Source organism: Martelella sp. NC20 (assembly GCF_013459645.1).
In the GTDB taxonomy this organism is placed as follows: Bacteria; Pseudomonadota; Alphaproteobacteria; order Rhizobiales; family Rhizobiaceae; genus Martelella.
This window is the reverse complement of the sequence record NZ_CP054861.1, coordinates 5,482,804-5,502,587: the sequence shown is the minus strand read 5'-3', so window position 1 is coordinate 5,502,587 and position 19,784 is coordinate 5,482,804. Positions and strand designations below refer to the sequence as shown.

Sequence of the window (19,784 nt, the reverse complement as noted above, 5' to 3'; positions counted from 1 at the left end):
GGCTCTCCTAAAGCTCAACGCCGTCGCCGGGATCGAGCGAAGCCTGGCGCGCGACCTGCCGCATGTTCTGGTTCATGCGGCTGAGACGCGCCACCTCGTCATCGGCATCGTCCGCCGAGTCGATCTCGAACTCGTTTTCGATCGGCGCCGCCATGGGGATCGGCTGCACGCGGCTGAGCTCGGGTTGGCGGCGCCGCTCGGATTCCGTCGTGTCCTCCTCGTTTGGACTGCCTTCCGTCGCCGCTGTCAGAATCTCCGGTGACGGCGGCAACGCCAGCTTGCTCCAGTCGTCGGTCGAAACATCAATCGGCTTGATGAGCGCCGGCGGCGGCAGCACTCGCTCCTGAAACCGGCGGTCCTCGTAGTAGCGGGCCTTCTTGGCCCGGATCGGCGGTGTGCCCGCGACCATGACGATCTCGTCGGACGGCGGAAGTTGCATGATCTCGCCGGGCGTGAGCAGCTGCCTGGCCGTTTCCGACCGCGACACCATCATGTGGCCGAGCCAGGGCGAGAGTCGGTGGCCGGCATAGTTCTTCATCGCCCGCATCTCGGTTGCGGTGCCGAGCGCATCTGACACGCGCTTGGCCGTTCGCTCGTCATTGGTCGCGAAGCTGACGCGGACATGGCAGTTGTCGAGGATCGAGTTGTTCGGCCCGTAGGCCTTTTCGATCTGGTTGAGCGACTGGGCGATCAGGAAGCTTTTGAGGCCGTAGCCCGCCATGAACGCGAGCGCGCTTTCGAAGAAGTCGAGCCGTCCGAGCGCCGGGAATTCGTCCAACATGAGGAGCAGACGGTGCCGGCCGCCCTTCGCCTGCAGGTCCTCGGTGAGACGCCGGCCGACCTGATTGAGGATCAGGCGGATCAGCGGCTTGGTCCGGTTGATGTCCGAGGGCGGAACCACGAGGTAGAGCGTTGATGGCCACTTGCCGCCGACGATATCCGCGATCCGCCAGTCGCAACGCCTTGTCACTTCGGCGACGACGGGATCGCGATAGAGGCCAAGGAACGACATCGCCGTCGAAAGCACGCCGCTGCGCTCGTTGTCCGATTTGTTCAGCAGCTCGCGGGCGGCGCTCGCAATGACGGGATGCGGACCGGCTTCGCCGAGATGCGCGGTCTTCATCATCGCCGCCAGCGTTGACTCAATCGGCCGCTTCGAATCGGAGAGGAAGGCGGCGACGCCGGCGAGCGTCTTGTCGGCTTCGGCGTAGAGGACGTGGAGGATCGCGCCGACCAGCAGCGCGTGACTGGTCTTTTCCCAGTGATTGCGCTTCTCAAGCGATCCTTCCGGATCGACCAGGATGTCGGCGATGTTCTGAACGTCGCGGACCTCCCATTCGCCACGGCGCACCTCGAGCAGCGGATTGTAGGCGGCCGATTTCGGATTGGTGGGATCGAACAGCAGCACGCGCCCGTGGCGCGAGCGGAAACCCGCCGTCAGCGTCCAGTTCTCGCCCTTGATGTCATGGACGATCGCCGAGCCTGGCCAGGTCAGCAGTGAAGGCACGACGAGGCCGACGCCCTTGCCGGAGCGAGTCGGCGCGAAGCAGAGCACATGCTCTGGCCCGTCATGGCGCAGATAGTCGCGATCGAGCTTGCCGAGGATCACGCCGTCGGGACCGAGCAGGCCGGCGGCCTTTACTTCGTCATCCCGCGCCCAGCGCGCCGAGCCATAGGTCTCTACGTTCTTCGCTTCACGTGCCCGCCAGACGGACATGCCGATCGCCACGGCGATCGAGATGAAGCCGCCGGACGCCGCGATGTAGGCGCCCTCGACGAAGACCGACGGCGCATAGGCATCGTAGAAGTACCACCACCAGAAGAAGGCTGGCGGATAATAGATCGGCCAGCCCGCAAGCTCGAACCAGGGCGGGCCGAGCTGTGGCTGGAAGCCGAGCCGATAGGCCGTCCACTCTGTCGCCGCCCAGGTCGTAAAGAGCACGATCATGAAGACGGTGAGGATCTGTCCCCAAAGGATTTTTGTCGCCGACATGGTGGGGTCCTTTCTTGATTGCGGGCTACAGGCCGAGGCTGCGTTTGCGGCCAAAACTCCAGTCGACCCGGCCATCGCCGCGGGCAACGCCGGAGACTTGCTGGCCAAGGTGCTTTTCGAGAGAGGGCGACCAGGGCACGAGTTGGAAGCCGAGGCCGTCGTCGATCATCGCGAAGCGGCCCGACGCGAGGGCGATGCGTTGCCGATAGGCGCCGGCGACAAATTCCCCGGTCCCTGCCTTTGCGAACGGGCGCCCGGTCTCGGCCGCGAGCTTCGCCCCGAGCGCGTCGACCTCGCGCTGACGCAACGTGTCGATGAGGTTGCGGGAGAAGATGACGCTGCGGCCATGGCGCTCTGCCAGGCGCTGCTCGATCAGATGTTTGGCGCGCCGGTCCATCGCGTCGCGCACCTCAGCGCCGAATCCGCCACCTCCAAGCGCCACGGGCTCGCGGGCTATCGCCTGCCGATCGAGCCAAGTCGCGCCGGTCGCGGTGACCTGGGCAGAGATGTCGAGATCCGAGCGGACGGCAAGCGCGACGCGCCGCTGCCCCCGCGCGTCATCGAACTTGCGCAGCTCGACGATCGAACCCGGCACGCTGTCGCCGGCAGCATCGAGATCCGGGAGCTTGATGTGGTGAGTCCGGCCATCGACCCCGTCGACAACAGCATAGGCCGTGCCCTTGAGTTCGTCGTCGAGGCCTCGCGTCACCAGCCGGCCGACAATGGGGTCGTTCAGGCTTTCGCCGGCGAGCACATAGCTTGGCGCGCCGCGTTCGATGCCGCGGTCGGTCAGCGCGCGGTGCATGCGCTTGATGATATCGCCACGCTCGCCAAGCTCGCGCAGCGTCGCCTCGACCTTCTCCGAGATCGTCCATTGGCCGGGACCGATCTCGTCGGCGAGGCCAAGACCTTCGAGCTTGCGCAGCCGTCCGACTTTCAGGGCGTGGAATTCATCCGGTTGCTGGTCGGGATGCGGGGCGAGATCAACGACGCCGGTCCTGTAGGCGTCGCGCGCGAGCTGACGATCAAGATTGGTCCAGCGCTCGGACTCGATCTGGCGCTCAATGGTGCGGCGGATTTCCTGATCGGTGCGCGGTCCCAGCTCCTGCGTGATGAGATCGCGCGCCCGGTCGCGCATGCCCTCCTTGATGTAGTCGCGCGAGATGACGAGATTCTCGCCGTCGTCGCGCACGCCGCGGACGATCAGATGGACATGGGGATGCTCAGTGTTCCAGTGATCGACGGCGACCCAATCGAGGCGGGTAGCCAGATCCTTCTCCATCTGCCCGACCAGCTCGCGGGTGAAGCCCTTGAGGTCGGCCATCTCCACCGCGTCGTCGGGCGACACGATGAAACGGAAATGGTGGCGGTCATCCTCGCACCGCTCCGCGAACGCCTTGGGATCGGCGTCATCCCCGCCGGGGCCGAACAGCCGGGCCTTCTCTCCATCCCGGGTCACGCCCTCGCGGCGGAGATAGTTGAGGTGGGTCCTGAGGGGCGCGTTGCGTCCGCCCTGGCGCACGACCCGCGCCTTGACGACGGCGCCCCGCGAGCGGGCGGTCAGTAGCCGGTTGGCTTGCACCGCCGCGCGCTGCCCGCGGCCAAAGCGCGAGCGGTTGCCGGGACCGATCCTTCCTTGCCGGGAGACTGCGCCACCGGCTTTCTGCGCGGCGGCGAGCGCCTGCGCGATAAAGGGTCTGGCCTGCTGGGCGCGCGTCGAGCGGATGCGGCCTGGCCGGATGCGGAAATCGTCCTCGGCGCTCATGGGCGTGGCCCCGCACATCGCGCAAAGCCGAGGAAATCATTGGGAAAGCGCCGCGCGCGCAGGCTGCGCCGAGCAGGCGCACATCGCGTAAACGCGCCATAACCCCTTGAAAAACCACAACCGCACAAGACCGCACATCGCGGCCCTTTATCCTGCCATCGTGCGGTTGTGATGACTGCTCTTCCCACTTCTGACGCCAATTCCACGCCAGAGCCCGACAATGCCGCAGAGAGTGCGAAGTCGATCATTGCGGCCTCGCACTGTCGGTTCGCGCCACGAAGAGACCGTCCGATCGCGGTGCAGGCGGCGTTGGATCGCGTACGGACTCCGGCGTGGGTGGTGCAACCGGATCGCTGTCGGTCTGCTGCCGATCTGCACGCGGCCCGTTATCGACCTGCACGATGAAGAGCGGCGCACGGGTCCAGGCGAGCGGATCGGCGGTCGCCACCGTGACGGGGGCAGTCGGATCGCCGCCGCCAATGATCGGTGCGAGCGCAGTAACATAAGCGCGCGTTTCGGCCGGCAATGGGCGGCCGATGGCGCGATATTCCTCGTAGCGCCCGGGACCGGCATTGTAAGCCGCCAGAAATCCGGGCGAGCCGTAGCGGTCGTGCATCTCGCGCAGATACGCCGCGCCCGCCATGATGTTGTCGCGCGGGGCGTAGGGATCATTGCCGAGGCCGTGTCGGGTGCGCAAATCCGTCCAGGTCGCCGGCATGATCTGCATCAGACCCATCGAGCCCTTGGGTGAGATCGCGCGCACATCACCACGGCTTTCGACGCGCATGACGGCCCGGATCCACGCTTCCGGAATGCCGAACCGGCGCGCTGCGTCAGCGATATGGCCGGCATAGGGATCGCTGGGTGAAGTGCGCTGCACCGGCGTGTCCTGGGCAGCGGCCGAACCGGCAGGCGCAAGGGCGATGAGCAGACCGGGAAGGAGAAGGAAGGCTGTACGCCGGACGGTGGGAAACCGTCCGACGACAGCGCGATGGCGGTGGACCGGCATCGCTCAGTCCCGCTCGCCGCGCTTCGGCGGGCGGTTCCAGTGCAGACCCCAGGAGACCTTATCGTCGGCCGACTGGAACAGGTTGGCGCGGATCGGCTGGCTGAAGGTCGGATCGTCGAGCTGCAACGAGACGTACTCGCCGGCCTTCTCGCCCGTGCGTTTCCAGCCCGCGCCGATCTCAGCGCCGGGTTCGTTGTGCATGCTATCGAAGACGTGGACGCGGAAATCCGGCGCATTCTCAGCGTCGGAGTGATCGGCAGGAATGATGATGATGTCTTGGTGCAGCAGGAGTGTTTCCAAGTGGCCGATGAAGCCACCATCGTCGCGGGTGAATTGACCGATCAGGGACATGATTTACTCCTTGAGATTGCGGTGAGGTTGGGCATGGGCTCGCCGTCACCGCGTCGGCGCGCGCCAGACGAAGCGGCCGTCGCCGTCCTCGTCGGTGTAGAGAGGGATGGCCCGGCCGATCACGGCGGAGGCAGGCAGCGGTCCGAAGTAGCGGCCGTCGAGGCTGTCGCGGACTTCCCTGTTCATCAGGAACAGCTCGCCCTCGGCGACGACGCGGCAGCCCTGCCAGATGGGCAGCGGACGGCCGCGACGATCCCGATCGAGCGCATCACCCATAGGCACGGCGTCCACGGCGATCGCGAGGCCGGTCCTGCAAACCCGCTGGCCAGGAAGCGCCACGACGCGCTTCATCAGGGGAACGCCGCGCGGCAGGTAGCCGCCCTCGGCGAGGAAGCTCGCGAGCGGCTCGGGGGCGCGTACCGCGACCAGATCGGCGACTTCCGGAGACCGGTCCGGCTTGATGGCGTAGAGGCCGATGGGTGTGCTGGCCGACGCGTTCCAGATCAGCTTCGGCGCGAAGGATACGAAGGACAGGATGCCGAGCAACGACACCGCGCCCGTCGTAGTGATGGCGTAGCCGAGCCGGGTCATGCGCCGATCCTCCGCGCCAGGAGGAAGGCGCGATGGCGCTGCAGCGTGTAGGCGCGCGGCGTCTCGCCGACGGCCAAGCGGTTGTGGACGTGTCGCCAGTAATCGGGCGAGACATCGACGGGATCGATGCCGATCGCCTCGATCGCGTCGATGTGCTGAAGCATGCGCTCTACCTTCGGCCAACCGTGGACGCGCAGCAGGATGTCGGCGCCAGGCGTCACGGTCGGGATCGTCTGGCAGGGTTCGCCGGAAGCGACGGCGCGCAGGATGTCGAGCCGGGAGAGCACAGTGCCGTGCTCGTTCGCGGCCCAGCGCACCAGCGCGAAGGTCGAGCCGGGAGGGAAAAAGAGGATGCGGCGGCGGCGGTCGAGGACCTGTTCGCGGACCTCTCGGCCGAAGCGGATCCAGTGTTCGATCTGCTTCTCGATCCAGACCAGTTCGACCTGGGTGAGATCTTCCGGCGGCGCATGAAGGGCGCGGCCGGGGCGCGCGGATGCGGCGGCAAGGCCGGTCATTGAGCGTCTCCTTGGGCTGGCGGGAATTCGCGCTCGAACAGTGCGCGGAGCATGTCGGCGACCGTCTGGCCGCGCTGGAAGGCCGCGATCTTGATCCGGCCGCGCATGTCGGCGGTGACGTCGATGGTCAGCCTGGCCGAGAAGTCGTCGGCGCTTTGAGGTTGCCGCGTCTGGCGATCGGGCGCCTTGATCCAGCTCTCCGGATCGCCTGGTCGGGACGCGAAGCCGCGCTTGGGGGATCGTTCGCTCATGCGCCGAGCCTCGCCACCTCGGCCGCGAACGCGGCGATCTCGCGCGCGCCTGGACTATCCTCGTCCTGCTCAGCAGCGATCCGGCCGGTCTGCACGACATCGGCGAAGACGATGCGCTGACCGATGGTGGTGGCGAGCAACGGCGGGTCGTGGTCGGCGAGCGTCTCGGCGGTTTCGCGGGCGAGCACCGTGCGCGCCGCGCAGCGGTTCAGCACGAAGCGCGCGGCAAGGTCGGGACGGTAGATGCGCGCTTCGCCGAGCAGCGCGAGCATCTCGGCGGATGCCCAGCCGTCGAGGGGCGACGGCTGCACCGGGATCAGCACGAGATCGGCGGCGAGCAGCGCCGAGCGCATGAGGCTGGCGACGCGTGGCGGCCCATCGATGACGACATGGTCGGCGTCACGGGCCAGCTCCGGCGCTTCGCGATGCAGAGTGTCGCGCGCCAGGCCGACGACGCCGAAAAGTCGCTGCAATCCCTCCCGGCTGCGTTGCTGCGACCAGTCCAGCGCTGACCCTTGTGGATCGGCGTCGATCAGCGTGACGCGCTTGCCGCCTCGCGCCCATTCGCCGGCGAGATGCAGCGCCAGCGTCGTCTTGCCGACGCCGCCCTTCTGGTTGAGGAGGGCGACGATCATGACGGTCTCCCGGCGATCGGGGACTCGTCCACAGCGGTCGAAAAGCGGGTTTGCGTTAGAAAGATTCCGAAGGAATCTAGGTTAGATAAGTTACGGGGCTCGCAAGCTGCTGATTCAGCGCGAAGAATCGGCGATTCCGGTCCCCGATAGCACGAGAGTCCGGTCCCCGATGGCACGACAGTGCCGGTCCCTGATAGCACGAGACTATTCACAGCTTATCCCCAGAGCGAGTTGACGAACGGCGACAGCGGCGCGGGATGCCGAGCGCGTCGGGATCGGTGGGTGCGAAGGACAGGATCTCCGGACCACCGAGGCATTGCTCGATGGTGAGCCGGTAGCCCGGCAGCGGTTGACGGCGGACGATGTCGCGCAGGTCGTAGGCGAAGTGTTTGAGCGGCGAGAGGCTGCCGGACTTGGCGTGGAGGTGCGGGAAGTCGAAGCTCCAACCGAATTCCTGCTTGCCGCCGTGCTTTCGCACCAGGCGGTAAAGCCAGCGCTCCAACCCGCCGGTGAGATCGAAGTATTTGCGGTCGATCGTCAGCACGAGCGCGTCGTCGAGGACGGCGCCGTAGAACCAGTCGGGGAGGATCAGTTCGAGGCCGAGCGGACGGCCGCGGTAATCGGCGCGCTCCTTCCATTCGTTGATCCAGGAGAAGCGGTGCATTCGCCGCTCGGTCGGCTGGCGGATCGAGGTCGCGACCGTTGTCGATTGCAGCCTATCCAGCGCGGCCTTCAAGCGGTCGTAGTCGCGAAGCGACACGCCACGGCCGATGAAGTTCAGGATCTCATAGGGAGTGGTCGCCATCAGGCGCGAGGGGCGCAGGCCGACGTCGCGCGCCTCGACGATCTGCGAGGCTGCCCAGATCAAGACGTCCGCGTCCCAGATCGTCGCCATGCCATGCTCGGGAACGGCTTCGACGCGGATTTTCACCGAGCCGGCCTTGAAGTCTATCGGCGCCAGACGCTTCGACTTGGCGAGCGAGAAGAACGGGTAGGCCATGAGGTCCTGCGCATCGCGGGGTGCGAGATCGCCGGGCAGCGCCCGAAACAGATCGAGTTGTGCGCGCTCATCGTGATGGGTGTGGCGGGACGACACGGCCGGCCACCTCAGCGCGGGAAGCGTCCGCCGGCGGCGGTCGAGGCTGTTTGTCGCTTGGCCGGCAAAACAGTGCCGCCGCGCGGATCGGACGTGGAGGTGACGAGACCGCGATCCGCCCAGGCCTGCAGGTCCTCGACGGAATAAACGACGCGGCCGCCGAGCTTGCGGTAGATCGGACCTGTCCCGTAGGTCCGATGCTTCTCAAGGGTGCGTTCGGAAAGGCCGAGGAAGCGAGCCGCCTCCTGCGTTCTCAGGTAGCGTGGCGGTAAATTGACGGCTCTTTCGGCCATGATGGCACCTCCGTGGTCTCGCGGGCGGCCGCTTCGAATAAGCGGCGGGTTGCGAGCACCGTGGCGCGAAGACGGCGCCCCGGACGATGTCGAAGTAAGATGCTAAAATCGACACGCGAGCGGGTATCAGCGATCCCGGCGTGGGCGGCGCAGCAATGTCCGATAGCCGCCGCGAACCAGCTTCATGCCGTCGCGGGCGAGACGGATGGTGATCTCCCGGATCGGGTCGCCGACCCAGGATGCTGCGTCGATTTTGTGCTGGGGGAAGAGATGCTCGGCGACAGTGCGGTAGATGGCGCCGCTCTCGCGCGCGTCGATGGCGCGCAGCATCTGGCGGGCGCGCTGACGTCTTTGCGGCGTCAGGCGTGGATCGGGTGGCACGCGCTTGCCGAACATAGCGTGCCAGAGGCGTTCGACCGCGGTCAGTCGGTCGGGCGTCAGCTCATCGAATATGATGAACGCGCCGACGGGGTGGGCATCATCGACGTTGAACAGGGCCACGTCGTGGGGCTCGCCGCGCAGTACGAGCCGGATCAGACCAGGATCATGCTCGATGGTGGCCTGGGCGTGCAGATCCTCAACGCGGAGGCGGAGATGTCCCGCCGGGTTCGGTCCGACGGTGAACGGGAGTGTCGCGGGATCGGTTTGCGGGGTCCAGAAGATCGGCTGGATGAGCGCGGAGTTGCGAGGGTCGGCGACGAAATCGCAACCCCCATTGCTCGGCGAACTCGCGCGCAAGATCCTCGGTCAGCCGGCCGATGGACACCAATTCCTGATAGGATTTTCTGTATTCTGGGTTACGACGCAGGAACTCCCAGGCGAGATCGCCGGGGGTCAACTTGTCGATATAGTCATAAGCGGCTTCGGACCGCCAACTTTCATCTTCGGACATCTCCACCGTCTCCGCGCAAGGTCGTGCAAAGCGAGTTTCGCAGTGGATACGATTCCGCGTTGAACGGAGCGCGGGAAGAACGAAGTGGCCGCAACGTGATGCGGTTTACGCATCACCTCAGTGCTGGCGGCCCTGGAGCAACTCACAAAAGCCGCTCTTCGTCATCCATTTCGCGCGGTCGAGATGGCTGGTGTAGATGCGTTGAGCGCGCTCCGGTTCGGCCTTGGCATCGAGGCCGAAGAGGACTTCGACGACTTCACGCCAGTCGGCTTTTTCAGCGTCGGCATCCAGCAGCCGGACGTACAGCTTCAGATGCGCCTCGTCATAGGCGGTCAATGCCGCCCCGGCCGGCGGCTGATCAAGAAAATCGTCTTTGGTCACAACATCCCCCAATGGCGAGATGTATCCAAACTGGAGGAGATTGTTAACGGTGATTTTACCGAAATGATGACGCAAAGCGCTGATGCGGGAAGATGTAGCCGCGCCGCGACCTGTCGAACGTCAGGTTTCCTTCTTTGCATCAACGAGCAGCACTCCCTTACCCTGATCGGAGTTCAGGAAGACGATGCCGGCGCGTTCGAAAGCCCGTCTCACCTCATCACGCGTGCTCTCAAAGACCTCAAGCCCACTGGGGGATTCGAGGCGCTTGAGCGCGGTCAATGAGACCCGGGCCTTGTCAGCGAGCGTCTCCTGTGTCCAACCCAGCAACGCACGTGCGGCCCGAAACTGTCGGGCGGTGATCATACATGATCACCTCCCACACGGACCTACGTGTACGCCAAAACTACGACTATAATAGTCGTTCTTGACGGGATATTCCAGCCGGAAGTAGCTATCTGTGTTCTCTACGATCAATTGGGCCGCAACTGATTCGGTCGCCGCAGAATTGAGGGGCCCGACCTTCGAGCCGGACCCAAATCAGCGAGAAGATGTCACCTTCCGGTCGTCGACAGGTTGGCCTAGATCGAGGCGTAGAAGCTCGGATCGTCCAGCTTGAGGCCCATGAAGGTTGTCCAGGGCCGTCGCGGTTGCTTCACAGCGCGGCCTTGCCAATCGAGGCCCCGCCATCGACATGGAGCGTCTGCCCGGTGATGAACGCCGCATCGTCGGATAGCAGGAATGCAATCGTCGCGGCGATCTCCTCCGGCTTCCCGAACCGGCGCATTGGGACACCTGAAAGATAGCGTGCCTCTCCCTCGCTGCCGACCGGATTGTTCTGCCGAAACAACTCGGTCTCGGTCGGCCCCGGAGAGACAGCGTTGACCGTGATGCCGGATGAGGCGAGTTCGAGCGCCCAGTTCCTCGCGAAACTGACGAGGGCGGCCTTGGCGGCGGCATAGCTGGTGCGTTCGACGCTGCCGAGCACTGTCAGGCTTGAGACGTTGACGATCCTGCCCCAGCCGCGGGACCTCATGCCTGGCAACGCGGCCTGTGTCGCAATGAGTGCAGGGTGCAGGTTGACCCGCATGACCTCTTCAAGGGTCGAGACCGCGATTGCTCCCAGCGGCTCGGCTCGCACCAGTCCAACGTTGTTGACGATCCCGTCGACCGCGCTCCGCTCGACGATGTCGGCAAGTTTCTCTCCGCCAGCGTCGGCCAGGTCGAGCAGGTGAAGCTTTCCGGGAAAGCTATCGACGTTATTGCGCGCTATGCCGACGATATCGTGCCCCTGGCTTGCGAGGCGATTGGCCAGGGCAAGGCCGATACCCTTGCTGGCGCCGGTGATCAGAAATCTTCTCTTCATGGCAATATCCTTCGGCCCCGCTCCTTGTGGGCGGGGCCTGTTGAACGGGTTTCGATCAGGCAGCGAGGCTGGCGGCGCGGCGCAGCGCCGGCAGCATGTCTTCCGGCTCGGGACGGCGGGTGTAGTCCGGGTTTACCTCGGCATAGAGGATCACACCATCCTGGCCGACGACGTAGCGGGCGGGCATCGGCAGCGTCCAGCTTGGATCGCCATTAAAGGCGGGAAGATCGTTCTTCAGCGACTTGTAGAGGTCGACCAGATAGTCCTGCATCTCGAAGCGCAGGCCGAAGGCGGCTGCCACGTCGTTATGCGGATCCGACAGGATGGGAAAGGTGAGGTTGTTCTGGCGAACCGACTTGCGGCTGTTGACTGCGTTCTGCGGCGAGATGGCGACAAGGCTTGCGCCCAGTTCCTGGAATATCGGCAATGCCTCCTCAAGGGCCTGGAGCTCCATGTTGCAGTACGGGCACCACACACCGCGATAGAAGCTGATGACCAGCGGTCCGCGTGACAGAAGATCGGTCGAAGAGACCATGTTTCCCTCGTCATCAGAGAGACTGAAGACCGGCAGCAGGTCCCCCGCCTTCAAGGCGCGACCTGCTGCGCCCGAAGCGATCAACTCTGCGGTCGCGCGGTGCATGGTCTCGATTACCGAGTAAGGAACATTGTACGGCGGCTTGCCGGCTTCAAAATCGGCCTTGAATGCATCGAGTTTGGATTGGAGTGTCATGGTCTTGTTCCTTCGAGAGAGGAAGGCGCTTCAGGGTGGAGCCTGAAGCGCGGTGATTGGTGAGGGACGTTTCAGCCGTTGGAGGCCATGGAGCGAGCGACTTCGGCGGCACTGATGCCTTCGAGCGCAAGGCCGTAGCCGGCGCCTTCATCGACGATCCGGCGCAGCTTCTGGGTCAGGGCGATGCGGGTGTACCGGCTGGTCAGCGGCGGAAGCGCAGCGATGCCCTCGGCGATCTCGTGGGCGCGGGCAAGCAGGTTTTCCGCTGGCACGATCTCGTTGACGGCGCCCCATTCCTTGGCCGTCTGCGCGTCGAGGATCTGCCGGGTGAGAATGAAATAACGACCGCGAATGCTGCCGATCACTTCCGGCCAGAGCAGGTTGACGCCGTCGCCGGGCACGATGCCGAAGTCGAAATGCGGCTTGTCCTGGAAGATGGTCTCCGGCGTCGCCAGCACGATGTCGGCAAGCAGCGCATATTCCGAGTGCAGGAGGACGGGGCCGTTCAGGGCGGCAATCAGCGGCACCTCGATATCGAGGATGTTCATGAGGACCTTCTTGCCCTCGCGGAAGATCTTGTCGTAGCCGCGCGGGGTGAAGAAATCGAAGCCCTCGGGGCTGATCGCATCCATGAAGGCGTCGCCCGAGCCGGTGAGGATGACGACGCTGTTGTCGGGATCAGAACCGATCTGGTGGAAGAGATCGACGAACTGCTCATGGGTATGGCCGTCGAAGACGAGCTTGCCGCCATCGCTGTGCAGCGCGACCTCCAATACGCCGCTTTCCGAGCGGGTCAGGCGGGCGTTGGCGAAGGATTCTTTATAAGCGTTGAAGTTGGACATGATGGTTCTCCTGTTGTCCTGGGTGGATGAGTGTTGGGGAAGGATCAGGCGGCGGGCACGAGGGCCTCGACGCGGGCAATGGCGCGCTGGACGGCAGGGCGCGCGGCCACTTCGTCGTACCAGCGGGAAAGGTTCGGGTGGCCGTCGAGCGTCAGGCCGGGGAACTGGCGGCGCCACAGCCAGCCGAAATGGGCGATGTCGGCGATGGTGAAATCGTCACCGGCAGCGAAGGCCTGATCGCCAAGCTTCGTGTCGAGAAGACCGAGGATGCGCTCGGCCTCGCCGGTGAAGCGGGCCTCGGCAACCAGCTGCGGTTCCGGTGACGACCGCTTGAAGAAACCGGCATTGCCGAAAGCAGGGCTGAGACCCGAGGCGTGAAAGAAGAGCTGCTCGAAGACACGGGCACGGGCAACGCCGCTCTGCGGTAGCAGCTTGCCGGTCTTCTCTGCGAGATAGACGAGGATGGCGGCGCTTTCCGTCAGGACGAACCGCTCGCCGTCCACGTCATCGACGAGCACGGGCACCTTGCCGTTGGGATTCAGCGCGATAAAAGCCTCGTCCTTCTGTTCGCCCTTGCGGACGTTCACGGGCTTCAGTTCGTAGGCGAGCCCCATCTCTTCCAGCGCGATTGGTACTTTGACGCTGTTGGGCGTGGCGAAAGCGTGAACGTCGATCATCTCTGTCTCCATCGGACTGTCTGTTGTCGTTGGAGGGAGTTATGACCATTCCTAGTATATTGCGGCAGGCGCCTTGAAGCGATATTGCTTATTCCCAAGGAGAATAGGCATGGACAGACTGCAGGCGATGACTGCCTTCGTGCGTGTGGTGGAAACGGGTTCCTTTTCAGGAGCAGCCCGGCATATCGGTGTCGGCCAGCCGGCGATCTCGAAAACGATCGCTCAACTGGAGGACAGGCTGCAGGTGCGGTTACTGGTTCGCTCGACCCACGGCCTGACGCCGACGGATGCAGGTGTCCGCTTCTACGAGCGCGCCAGGATGGTCATCCAGGAGGCTGACGAGGCGGAACTGGAGGCGCGCGGCGCGGGGGCCGGATTGAACGGTCGACTGCGCGTATCGGCCGCGACCACCTTTGCCAGGCTTCTGGTTGTGCCGCGGCTGCCGGAATTTCTGGCCCGGCATCCTGACCTTGAGATCGATATCGTCCTGGACGACCGCGTCATCGACCTCGTTTCCGAAGGAATCGATGTGGCGCTGCGAATGGGCCAACTGTCGGATTCCTCGGCGGTGGCAAGACGGCTGGCGCAGGGGCGGCGATCCGTCATCGCAACGCCCGCCTATCTCGAACGGGCCGGAATCCCATCCGTGCCGGCAGACCTCGCGGTGCATGAGGCGATCGTCTACAGCCAGCTTGAAAACAGCTGGATGTTCAGAAAGGATGGCACCGAAGCCTCCGTCGCGATCCGTGGCCGTGTCCGGGTCAGCGCGGCGGAAGGCATCCGGGCGGCGGTACTCGCGGACATGGGGCTGACTGTCAATTCCGACTGGATGTTTGCGCCTGAGCTGGAAACCGGCGCCGTCATCCGCGCGCTGGAGGACTGGGAACTTCCCCCCGTCGATCTATGGGCGGTCTTTCCAACGGGACGCCTGGCAAGCGCCAAGGCACGCGCATTCGCCGAATTTGTGGAGACGGGCCCCTTATAAACAGGCGCCTAAGCATTCGATCACTCTGAATTTGCGCCGCAACCCAGACGTTTGGTCGTTTTGGAAAGCTAGACCCCGACCTTGCGGCCGGGGCCCTGCGCGGCGCCTCAGTCGCCCCGGCGCCCGTTGGCGCGCGACCAGATGAGCGAGAAGGTCTCACCTTCCTCGTCATCGAAGAGGTTGGCGTAGATCGGGGCGTTGAAGCTTGGATCGTCGAGCTTGAGGCCCAGATAGTCGCGGCCTTCGTTGGAGCGCTTGGACCAGGCGGCACCGATCTCGGCGCGGCCGACCAAGACCCGGTGGCTGGGGGCATTCTCGCCGGTGGCGCGCTGGTCGGGGACGATGCGCACGTTCTTGGCCTGGACGCTGAGGGTGACGATTTCGCCGGTGAACTCGTTCGAGCCGGTCTTCTTGAAGGTGCCGATGGTCGCCATTGTAAGTCTCCGTTTTCCGTTCCCGAGCCGCACCATTGCGGCCTCACATGAGGAACCACTCGTCAAGCTGTGTTTCTGAGCTGCTGAGCGGCGCGTTCCGGACGACGCCCCGCCAAGTGCGGAGCGTCGTTTCGGTGTTCGTCAGTCGCCGTTGCGACGGTTCGGTCGTGACCAGATAAGGCTGTGGCTCTGTCCGTCTTCGTCCTCGACGAGGTTGGCATAGATCGGTGCGGTGAAGCTCGGATCGTCGAGCTTGAGACCCAGGTAGTTACGGCCCTCGTTGGACTGTTTGGACCAGGCGGCTCCGATTTCGACCCGGCCCACGAAGACGCGGTGGCTGGGAGCGTTTTCGCCGCTGGCGCGCGTATCGGGAACGATACGGACCTTCTTGGCCTGGAGGGAAAGGGTGACGATCTCGCCGTTGAACTCGTTGTCGCCGGCCTGCTGGAAGTTTCCGATAGTAGCCATTGTCGTTCTCCTGACTTGGTTGTTCGGAGCCGCCCTGTGCGGCCTCGATAGCGGTCGTGAGACGACGATCCGTCCGACTGCATCCCATGGGCCGCAGCGTCAGCGGAGGACGGCGGCAGCCAAGCTTGTTGTCCCGCGAGGAATGCGGCGCAGCCGCAGGGGAAGAAGGTTGGCGGAGCCGTTGCAGGCAAAGGTCGGACCGGCGTCAGACCAGCCAGAAGAGAGGCCGTTCAGGGAGGTTCCGGCATCAATCCCAGGGGAAGAACACCGGCTTACGGACTGTCAGCCATGCACTCGACACGGACGGCGCGATCGGTCCCGCTGCGTGAACCAGAGGTCTGAGCCCATTTCCTGATCCGCGCCTGTGCACGTATCAACCTCACATCCGGTCGCCGCTCGAGCGGCCGCACCATAATCCCGCCTGCGGCGGCAAAGGCTCAGGGGACGAGACCAGTCTCGATGACGGCGATTAACCCATGCCGCAATGCGGTCGTCCACCTGGTTCCGGCGGGGCTGATCAGGCCCGGGCCGAACTGTTACGCGCTCACGTCATCATGGTCTGACGCGCGCGCCTTCGATCACCACGCCGGCGGTGACGTATTTCCACAAAGCCACGACGAGCTTGCGCGCCAGTGCTGTGATCATCACTTTCTTGAAGCGGCCGCCGTTCTGGGCGACGCGCTCGTTGAACCAGCGACTGAGTTCGGAAGCGGGTTGGTGCCGCAGCCACAGCCACGCCATCTCCAGCAGCGTCGATCGCAAGCGCGGATTGCCGGATTTGCCGATTCCCTGTTCCCTGTCGATCGATCCGCTTTGCCATGGTGTCGGCGCCAGTCCGGCATAGGCTGCCACCTGTCGGCGATTGTCGAAGTGGCGGAACAGGCCTTCGCCCCAGAGCACAGCGGCAAATTCCGGTCCGATGCCGACCACCTTCGTCAGCATGACCACTTCGCGTGCTGACCGCTGTTCTTCAGCAAGCATGGCGTCCCGCTCGGCTTCGACCGCCTTGATCTGGTCGAGCAGCATTTCCATCCGGTCGAGCTCTCGCAAGACCTGGCTTTTCAGATGCATCGGGAGTTCCCGTCCGTCACCGGTACGCAGCGTTACCAAGCGCTCGCGACGGTCCCGGCGCAGAGGATCGTAGCCCCTGATCCCCTGCGAGAAGAGCAGGCCCTTGATCCGGTTGCTGTGCCGGATGCGCTCCTCCATCAGAACCTTGCGTTCGCGAACGATCCGGCGACGGTCTTCCTCGAAAGGTGTTGGCACGCTCAGCATCGAGCAGACCCGCGGTTCGCCGCGCTTGAAAGCGAGCAGCGCCCGGATCATGGTTTCGCCGTCGAGCCGATCTGTCTTGACCCTTCGTCTGCGCCGGGATGTCGCGATCGATGCCGCATCAACGACATGGCTTTCGTGGCCTTCGGCTTCGAGAACCCTGTGCACCCAGAAACCGTCGAGACCGGCCTCCTGGATGGTGACGAACGGATAGTCCTGGCCAGTTCGGTCGCGGGCTTTCTGTTTCAGCTGCGCCAAGCGAGCAAGCAGCCCTGCAATATCACCGCCAGGAACGCTGTGGCGAGACAGTTTCTCGCCAGCGCCGGGTGAGATCGACGTGATCAGCCAGGTTTTCTTGCTCAGCTCAATGGATACGTAGATCGTCTGAAGGTTTTCGTATGTCGATTTGCCTGCGTGTTTGTTCTGCGTCATCTTCCTGCTCCTTTCCGCAACGGCCAACAACGACTGCAGCATCAAAGCAGGTCGCCACCATTACTCATAGGATCTCGATGGCGATCGGCAGGCCGGACGCGATCGACGGCGCACCCCGTAGGGGCCTGACAGCCAAGGAGGGCTTTCTTGTCTCGAGAGGAATGACGGCGCAGCCGGCAGGGGAAGAAAGTTTGACGCCGCTGTTGCGTCATAGGCGATCGAGGCGTCAGCCGGCGTTCGGCCAGATCAGGCCATTGAAGAGGCCGTTTGGAGCGGTTGAGGCACGGTCAGAGAACGGAGAAAATGGCGGCCATCCCGCACCGGCAGACCGGCGTCGCGGCGATGCAAATCGGCTTCGTTTCCTACCGGCCAGAACATCGGCGCTGCATCCTGACCCTCCACCAACAACTGGGAGATCGCCGCGCCGGTTCTTCGGTCTGTCGCGGAAACAAGGTCCTGCCGCTCTAGCGCTGTAACGAAGGCCGTTTGCCGGGACCTGGCGTCGTTCCGCACCCCGCGCTTCCATCATCGGCCTCAGGCGGCGTGGGCGGTCGCCGCCCACCGCACGTCTGGCCTTCGCAATGGCGATAACACCTGTCAGGTCCGCGCAAGGTCCCGGCCGGACGGACCCGTGGCCGCCGCCATCCCCGCGATCCGCACGAAGGCGGTGATGCCGACCGCGACCGCGCCGATGAAGGCGGTGATGCCGACCGCGACCGCGCCGATGACGGAGAAGATGATCTGCCAGGTGTCGGAGGGCATGGTGTGTTTCACGATGCCGTGCGTCGCGTGGTAGCCGGCGAGCGCCGCGGGCGCGACGAAGGCGAGTGCGATCGCAAGACGCATCCAGAGCGGACGGATAAAGGCGAGCAGGAACTGCCCGAGCCCGAGCGTCAGTGCGGCGGCGCCAAAGCCGACGATGATTGCACCGAGCCAGCCGGCGCCAGTCTGATAGGCCCATGTCCCGGCGCTAGCGCCCGCGAAGAACGGCAACGCGAAGACAGCCAGGGTGAACAACAGCCAGCACAGGCCGCCGATCGCGGCGATGCTGGCGAGGATACTGATGAAGATCATGGTGGTGTTCTCCGCGAGATAAAGGTCTGACGGTTGCGCCTCCACCACCACCATGGCGCGTTGCCAGTATAGCCGAAGAGAAGGCGGGACGGGAGCGGAAATCCCGCAGGATTCCCGCTTGCGGCCGTGCCGCCTTGCCCGCGATCAGCGGGCGAAGGGATCAACCTCATGAACAATGGCGGCGGCTTCGCCGTCATATTCGCCGGCGGGCATGACGCCCATGGTGCCGTCGCCGGCCTGGAAGATGACGATTGAAACCATGAGGGTGGTAGCGAGGCTGAAGGCGAACGCGTGAGCTTGATTGAGGGACATTTGACCGGCTCCTGTCTTGGAGGCGGGAGACCATCTCCCGCGCGACAGGCGCCCGATGTGTCCGGCCAATGGCCGCAATCACCGCGCAGGCGAAGCTGAAGCGGCGGCACGCTTTCCGTAGTCCGACCCTTTACGGGTTGATGGCGCCAGGCCAGTGGCTGGACCAAGGATCAGCGCATAGAGAGCGGTTGATGGCGACGCGTTCTCAGGAGGAGGGTGTCAGACCGAATCGAAGTCGCGGGAATTCACCGCGTTCGCGAGCGACCTTGAATACCTGCTCAAGCGCCCCAATGAACGCGTCCTCTGTTCGGAGATGAAGCGTATAGTTGTGAAGTTCTGGGTAGTCCAAGACGAAGCATGGAATGCCGGTATCGTCGAATATTCCCATAACTGGTGGTGTATAAACCGAAAATTCATTCATGAAGAGTTCTTTGACCACAATCAGACCAATAATCTCGCGGCGTCCAACATCGATTTTATGAACAATTCCATTCGTGAGAAACGTAAGAGAGTGGTTCTGTTGCGCATATGAAATAGAGCCGCGCAATTGAGCCGTCGCCTTCGTAAGATGGGAGACAACGGTGGATTTTTTACGTTCAATAGATCTTTGCAATGCACGCTTCGTGTTCGGGCTGTCCTTCGCTTGAATGAGCAGGATGGCAGATGCTGTGATGACAAGGACATCTACAAACTCCTTCCCGTCGTCGGGCCTGATCGGATTTAGATAGATCTGGTCGCTCGCGAATGTCCGATGTAGGGCATGAACGATGTCGAGTTCACTGAAGTGACCGGCATCATCACGCTCTAGGACCGTGTGCATGTTGGTTTTCTTGCCATGATACGAGTTCACTTCGGGTCGGACGTCCGAGATATAGAGATCTTCCGGAAATAGAGGCTCTTGGAGATGGATCGCAAATGACTGCTCGTCGTCCAACGTTGTCCTACGACCGAACCAATCAGGCATCTGATCAAGAAAGTCCCTCGCTAGATGAAATGAGAACGGCAAGAAGTTCATGGTTTCAGCGAATGCCCGAAAGCGGGGGGCGTCATCATTCTTCGCGGAATAGCCCAGCAGTTCACGATTATGCTCGTCGAGAAAATGGATCTTAAAGTGATCGGACGAAAGCAGCTGTCTGATGTCGATGGTCATCTGGTCGTCGAACAGCGGAGACCAGAATGTCAACGGCTCGTCGTGGTCGTCGAAGAAGGCCGTTACGAGCCCATAAGAGGATGAGCCGTCTGCTGTGAGCGGTACTAGATAGAAGCGAAATTCACGCCTTACCTTTGCTGCCAGCATGTACTCTTTTGGGCACTTGATGATCAGTCTTGTAGCCTCTTCCTTGGGTAAACGCAGGGGCCAGAGGCCTCCAGGAAAGCTTACAAGTTCGGGGAATATTTCTGGATGAGTAATTGTGAGCATGCC

General features: G+C 63.6%; 26 protein-coding genes. 2 read left to right on the top strand and 24 right to left on the bottom strand.

Annotation, left to right across the window (positions count from 1 at the left end; all coding sequences use genetic code 11):
* Positions 1-7: 7 nt before the first annotated feature.
* The 18 genes from HQ843_RS26155 to HQ843_RS26075 all read right to left on the bottom strand — a co-directional run bounded on the left by HQ843_RS26155 (position 8) and on the right by HQ843_RS26075 (position 13,384).
* Positions 8-1,993 carry a conjugal transfer protein TraG gene (locus HQ843_RS26155; protein ID WP_180900470.1) on the bottom strand — a complete coding sequence of 662 codons (1,986 nt, stop codon included), beginning with the start codon at positions 1,991-1,993 and terminating at the stop codon, positions 8-10.
* A gap of 25 nt (positions 1,994-2,018) precedes the next feature.
* Positions 2,019-3,758: a relaxase/mobilization nuclease domain-containing protein gene (locus HQ843_RS26150; RefSeq protein ID WP_180900471.1), complete on the bottom strand. Its 1,740-nt coding sequence runs from the start codon at positions 3,756-3,758 to the stop codon at positions 2,019-2,021.
* A 244-nt stretch (positions 3,759-4,002) separates the two neighbouring features.
* Entirely contained in the window at positions 4,003-4,767 is a 765-nt protein-coding gene (locus tag HQ843_RS26145; RefSeq protein WP_180900472.1) for a lytic transglycosylase domain-containing protein, read from the bottom strand.
* 3 nt (positions 4,768-4,770) lie between these two features.
* A complete protein-coding gene (locus tag HQ843_RS26140) occupies positions 4,771-5,118 on the bottom strand; it encodes a DUF736 domain-containing protein (protein ID WP_180900473.1) in 348 nt (115 codons plus the stop codon).
* A gap of 45 nt (positions 5,119-5,163) precedes the next feature.
* A complete protein-coding gene (locus tag HQ843_RS26135) occupies positions 5,164-5,709 on the bottom strand; it encodes a S26 family signal peptidase (RefSeq protein ID WP_180900474.1) in 546 nt (181 codons plus the stop codon).
* Positions 5,706-6,224: a DUF2840 domain-containing protein gene (locus tag HQ843_RS26130; RefSeq protein ID WP_180900475.1), complete on the bottom strand. Its 519-nt coding sequence runs from the start codon at positions 6,222-6,224 to the stop codon at positions 5,706-5,708. The genes HQ843_RS26135 and HQ843_RS26130 overlap by 4 nt, the downstream gene beginning before the upstream one ends.
* Positions 6,221-6,475 carry a hypothetical protein gene (locus HQ843_RS26125; RefSeq protein ID WP_128222408.1) on the bottom strand — a complete coding sequence of 85 codons (255 nt, stop codon included), beginning with the start codon at positions 6,473-6,475 and terminating at the stop codon, positions 6,221-6,223. Before HQ843_RS26125 ends, HQ843_RS26130 begins: the two co-directional genes overlap by 4 nt.
* Positions 6,472-7,110 (bottom strand): ParA family partition ATPase, encoded by a 639-nt coding sequence (gene parA / locus HQ843_RS26120; protein ID WP_180900476.1) that lies wholly within the window; start codon positions 7,108-7,110, stop codon positions 6,472-6,474. Before parA ends, HQ843_RS26125 begins: the two co-directional genes overlap by 4 nt.
* 208 nt (positions 7,111-7,318) lie before the next feature.
* Complete coding sequence (locus HQ843_RS26115; protein WP_180900477.1) at positions 7,319-8,206, bottom strand: replication initiator protein A; 888 nt, start codon at positions 8,204-8,206, stop codon at positions 7,319-7,321.
* A gap of 11 nt (positions 8,207-8,217) precedes the next feature.
* On the bottom strand, positions 8,218-8,499 hold the full coding sequence (locus HQ843_RS26110; protein WP_180900478.1) for a helix-turn-helix transcriptional regulator: 282 nt from the start codon (positions 8,497-8,499) through the stop codon (positions 8,218-8,220).
* Positions 8,500-8,625: 126 nt separating this feature from the next.
* Positions 8,626-9,000, bottom strand: coding sequence for a DUF2285 domain-containing protein (locus tag HQ843_RS29635; RefSeq protein ID WP_246710227.1), 375 nt, complete (start codon positions 8,998-9,000; stop codon positions 8,626-8,628).
* Between the two features lie 76 nt (positions 9,001-9,076).
* Complete coding sequence (locus tag HQ843_RS29630; RefSeq protein WP_246710226.1) at positions 9,077-9,391, bottom strand: transcriptional regulator domain-containing protein; 315 nt, start codon at positions 9,389-9,391, stop codon at positions 9,077-9,079.
* 117 nt (positions 9,392-9,508) lie between these two features.
* A complete protein-coding gene (locus HQ843_RS26100) occupies positions 9,509-9,772 on the bottom strand; it encodes a DNA -binding domain-containing protein (RefSeq protein ID WP_180900479.1) in 264 nt (87 codons plus the stop codon).
* Between the two features lie 120 nt (positions 9,773-9,892).
* The gene (locus HQ843_RS26095; RefSeq protein WP_099555757.1) at positions 9,893-10,135 is read right to left on the bottom strand and encodes a helix-turn-helix domain-containing protein; all 243 of its coding nucleotides are present in this window, start codon (positions 10,133-10,135) and stop codon (positions 9,893-9,895) included.
* A 289-nt stretch (positions 10,136-10,424) separates the two neighbouring features.
* Positions 10,425-11,135 carry an SDR family oxidoreductase gene (locus HQ843_RS26090; RefSeq protein WP_180900480.1) on the bottom strand — a complete coding sequence of 237 codons (711 nt, stop codon included), beginning with the start codon at positions 11,133-11,135 and terminating at the stop codon, positions 10,425-10,427.
* Positions 11,136-11,190: 55 nt separating this feature from the next.
* Positions 11,191-11,865 carry a peroxiredoxin-like family protein gene (locus HQ843_RS26085; RefSeq protein WP_180900481.1) on the bottom strand — a complete coding sequence of 225 codons (675 nt, stop codon included), beginning with the start codon at positions 11,863-11,865 and terminating at the stop codon, positions 11,191-11,193.
* Between the two features lie 71 nt (positions 11,866-11,936).
* On the bottom strand, positions 11,937-12,707 hold the full coding sequence (locus HQ843_RS26080; RefSeq protein ID WP_180900482.1) for an enoyl-CoA hydratase/isomerase family protein: 771 nt from the start codon (positions 12,705-12,707) through the stop codon (positions 11,937-11,939).
* Between the two features lie 44 nt (positions 12,708-12,751).
* Complete coding sequence (locus HQ843_RS26075) at positions 12,752-13,384, bottom strand: glutathione S-transferase family protein (RefSeq protein ID WP_180900483.1); 633 nt, start codon at positions 13,382-13,384, stop codon at positions 12,752-12,754.
* A gap of 109 nt (positions 13,385-13,493) precedes the next feature.
* On the opposite strand from HQ843_RS26075, the gene HQ843_RS26070 reads away from it, so the two are divergent.
* Positions 13,494-14,369 carry a LysR family transcriptional regulator gene (locus HQ843_RS26070; protein WP_180900484.1) on the top strand — a complete coding sequence of 292 codons (876 nt, stop codon included), beginning with the start codon at positions 13,494-13,496 and terminating at the stop codon, positions 14,367-14,369.
* A gap of 107 nt (positions 14,370-14,476) precedes the next feature.
* On the opposite strand, the gene HQ843_RS26065 is transcribed toward HQ843_RS26070, so the two are convergent.
* From HQ843_RS26065 to HQ843_RS26055, 3 genes are all read right to left on the bottom strand, one after another.
* Positions 14,477-14,803, bottom strand: a complete 327-nt coding sequence (locus HQ843_RS26065) for a DUF736 domain-containing protein (RefSeq protein WP_180900485.1) — start codon at positions 14,801-14,803, stop codon at positions 14,477-14,479.
* A gap of 141 nt (positions 14,804-14,944) precedes the next feature.
* Positions 14,945-15,271: a DUF736 domain-containing protein gene (locus tag HQ843_RS26060; RefSeq protein WP_180900486.1), complete on the bottom strand. Its 327-nt coding sequence runs from the start codon at positions 15,269-15,271 to the stop codon at positions 14,945-14,947.
* A 552-nt stretch (positions 15,272-15,823) separates the two neighbouring features.
* Positions 15,824-16,975 (bottom strand): IS110 family RNA-guided transposase, encoded by a 1,152-nt coding sequence (locus HQ843_RS26055; RefSeq protein ID WP_180900487.1) that lies wholly within the window; start codon positions 16,973-16,975, stop codon positions 15,824-15,826.
* Between the two features lie 303 nt (positions 16,976-17,278).
* Between HQ843_RS26055 and HQ843_RS26050 the strand changes: the two genes are divergently transcribed.
* Positions 17,279-17,443, top strand: a complete 165-nt coding sequence (locus HQ843_RS26050; RefSeq protein ID WP_180900488.1) for a hypothetical protein — start codon at positions 17,279-17,281, stop codon at positions 17,441-17,443.
* Between the two features lie 129 nt (positions 17,444-17,572).
* Here HQ843_RS26050 and HQ843_RS26045 read toward each other — a convergent pair whose 3' ends face one another.
* The 3 genes from HQ843_RS26045 to HQ843_RS26035 form a co-directional block, all read right to left on the bottom strand.
* A complete protein-coding gene (locus HQ843_RS26045; protein WP_180900489.1) occupies positions 17,573-18,049 on the bottom strand; it encodes a hypothetical protein in 477 nt (158 codons plus the stop codon).
* 144 nt (positions 18,050-18,193) lie between these two features.
* Entirely contained in the window at positions 18,194-18,361 is a 168-nt protein-coding gene (locus tag HQ843_RS26040; protein WP_180900490.1) for a hypothetical protein, read from the bottom strand.
* Positions 18,362-18,566: 205 nt separating this feature from the next.
* Positions 18,567-19,781, bottom strand: coding sequence for a hypothetical protein (locus HQ843_RS26035; RefSeq protein WP_180900491.1), 1,215 nt, complete (start codon positions 19,779-19,781; stop codon positions 18,567-18,569).
* Positions 19,782-19,784: the final 3 nt, after the last annotated feature.

Excerpts from the sequence above, each read along its gene's own strand:
- HQ843_RS26155 (WP_180900470.1), bottom strand. The coding sequence starts at position 1,993 with ATGTCGGCGACAAAAATCCTTTGGGGACAGATCCTCACCGTCTTCATG.
- HQ843_RS26150 (WP_180900471.1), bottom strand. The coding sequence starts at position 3,758 with ATGAGCGCCGAGGACGATTTCCGCATCCGGCCAGGCCGCATCCGCTCG.
- HQ843_RS26145 (WP_180900472.1), bottom strand. The coding sequence starts at position 4,767 with ATGCCGGTCCACCGCCATCGCGCTGTCGTCGGACGGTTTCCCACCGTC.
- HQ843_RS26140 (WP_180900473.1), bottom strand. The coding sequence starts at position 5,118 with ATGTCCCTGATCGGTCAATTCACCCGCGACGATGGTGGCTTCATCGGC.
- HQ843_RS26135 (WP_180900474.1), bottom strand. The coding sequence starts at position 5,709 with ATGACCCGGCTCGGCTACGCCATCACTACGACGGGCGCGGTGTCGTTG.
- HQ843_RS26130 (WP_180900475.1), bottom strand. The coding sequence starts at position 6,224 with ATGACCGGCCTTGCCGCCGCATCCGCGCGCCCCGGCCGCGCCCTTCAT.
- HQ843_RS26125 (WP_128222408.1), bottom strand. The coding sequence starts at position 6,475 with ATGAGCGAACGATCCCCCAAGCGCGGCTTCGCGTCCCGACCAGGCGAT.
- parA (WP_180900476.1), bottom strand. The coding sequence starts at position 7,110 with ATGATCGTCGCCCTCCTCAACCAGAAGGGCGGCGTCGGCAAGACGACG.
- HQ843_RS26110 (WP_180900478.1), bottom strand. The coding sequence starts at position 8,499 with ATGGCCGAAAGAGCCGTCAATTTACCGCCACGCTACCTGAGAACGCAG.
- HQ843_RS29630 (WP_246710226.1), bottom strand. The coding sequence starts at position 9,391 with ATGTCCGAAGATGAAAGTTGGCGGTCCGAAGCCGCTTATGACTATATC.
- HQ843_RS26095 (WP_099555757.1), bottom strand. The coding sequence starts at position 10,135 with ATGATCACCGCCCGACAGTTTCGGGCCGCACGTGCGTTGCTGGGTTGG.
- HQ843_RS26090 (WP_180900480.1), bottom strand. The coding sequence starts at position 11,135 with ATGAAGAGAAGATTTCTGATCACCGGCGCCAGCAAGGGTATCGGCCTT.
- HQ843_RS26085 (WP_180900481.1), bottom strand. The coding sequence starts at position 11,865 with ATGACACTCCAATCCAAACTCGATGCATTCAAGGCCGATTTTGAAGCC.
- HQ843_RS26080 (WP_180900482.1), bottom strand. The coding sequence starts at position 12,707 with ATGTCCAACTTCAACGCTTATAAAGAATCCTTCGCCAACGCCCGCCTG.
- HQ843_RS26075 (WP_180900483.1), bottom strand. The coding sequence starts at position 13,384 with ATGATCGACGTTCACGCTTTCGCCACGCCCAACAGCGTCAAAGTACCA.
- HQ843_RS26070 (WP_180900484.1), top strand. The coding sequence starts at position 13,494 with ATGGACAGACTGCAGGCGATGACTGCCTTCGTGCGTGTGGTGGAAACG.
- HQ843_RS26065 (WP_180900485.1), bottom strand. The coding sequence starts at position 14,803 with ATGGCGACCATCGGCACCTTCAAGAAGACCGGCTCGAACGAGTTCACC.
- HQ843_RS26060 (WP_180900486.1), bottom strand. The coding sequence starts at position 15,271 with ATGGCTACTATCGGAAACTTCCAGCAGGCCGGCGACAACGAGTTCAAC.
- HQ843_RS26055 (WP_180900487.1), bottom strand. The coding sequence starts at position 16,975 with ATGACGCAGAACAAACACGCAGGCAAATCGACATACGAAAACCTTCAG.
- HQ843_RS26050 (WP_180900488.1), top strand. The coding sequence starts at position 17,279 with ATGGCGGCCATCCCGCACCGGCAGACCGGCGTCGCGGCGATGCAAATC.
- HQ843_RS26045 (WP_180900489.1), bottom strand. The coding sequence starts at position 18,049 with ATGATCTTCATCAGTATCCTCGCCAGCATCGCCGCGATCGGCGGCCTG.
- HQ843_RS26040 (WP_180900490.1), bottom strand. The coding sequence starts at position 18,361 with ATGTCCCTCAATCAAGCTCACGCGTTCGCCTTCAGCCTCGCTACCACC.
- HQ843_RS26035 (WP_180900491.1), bottom strand. The coding sequence starts at position 19,781 with ATGCTCACAATTACTCATCCAGAAATATTCCCCGAACTTGTAAGCTTT.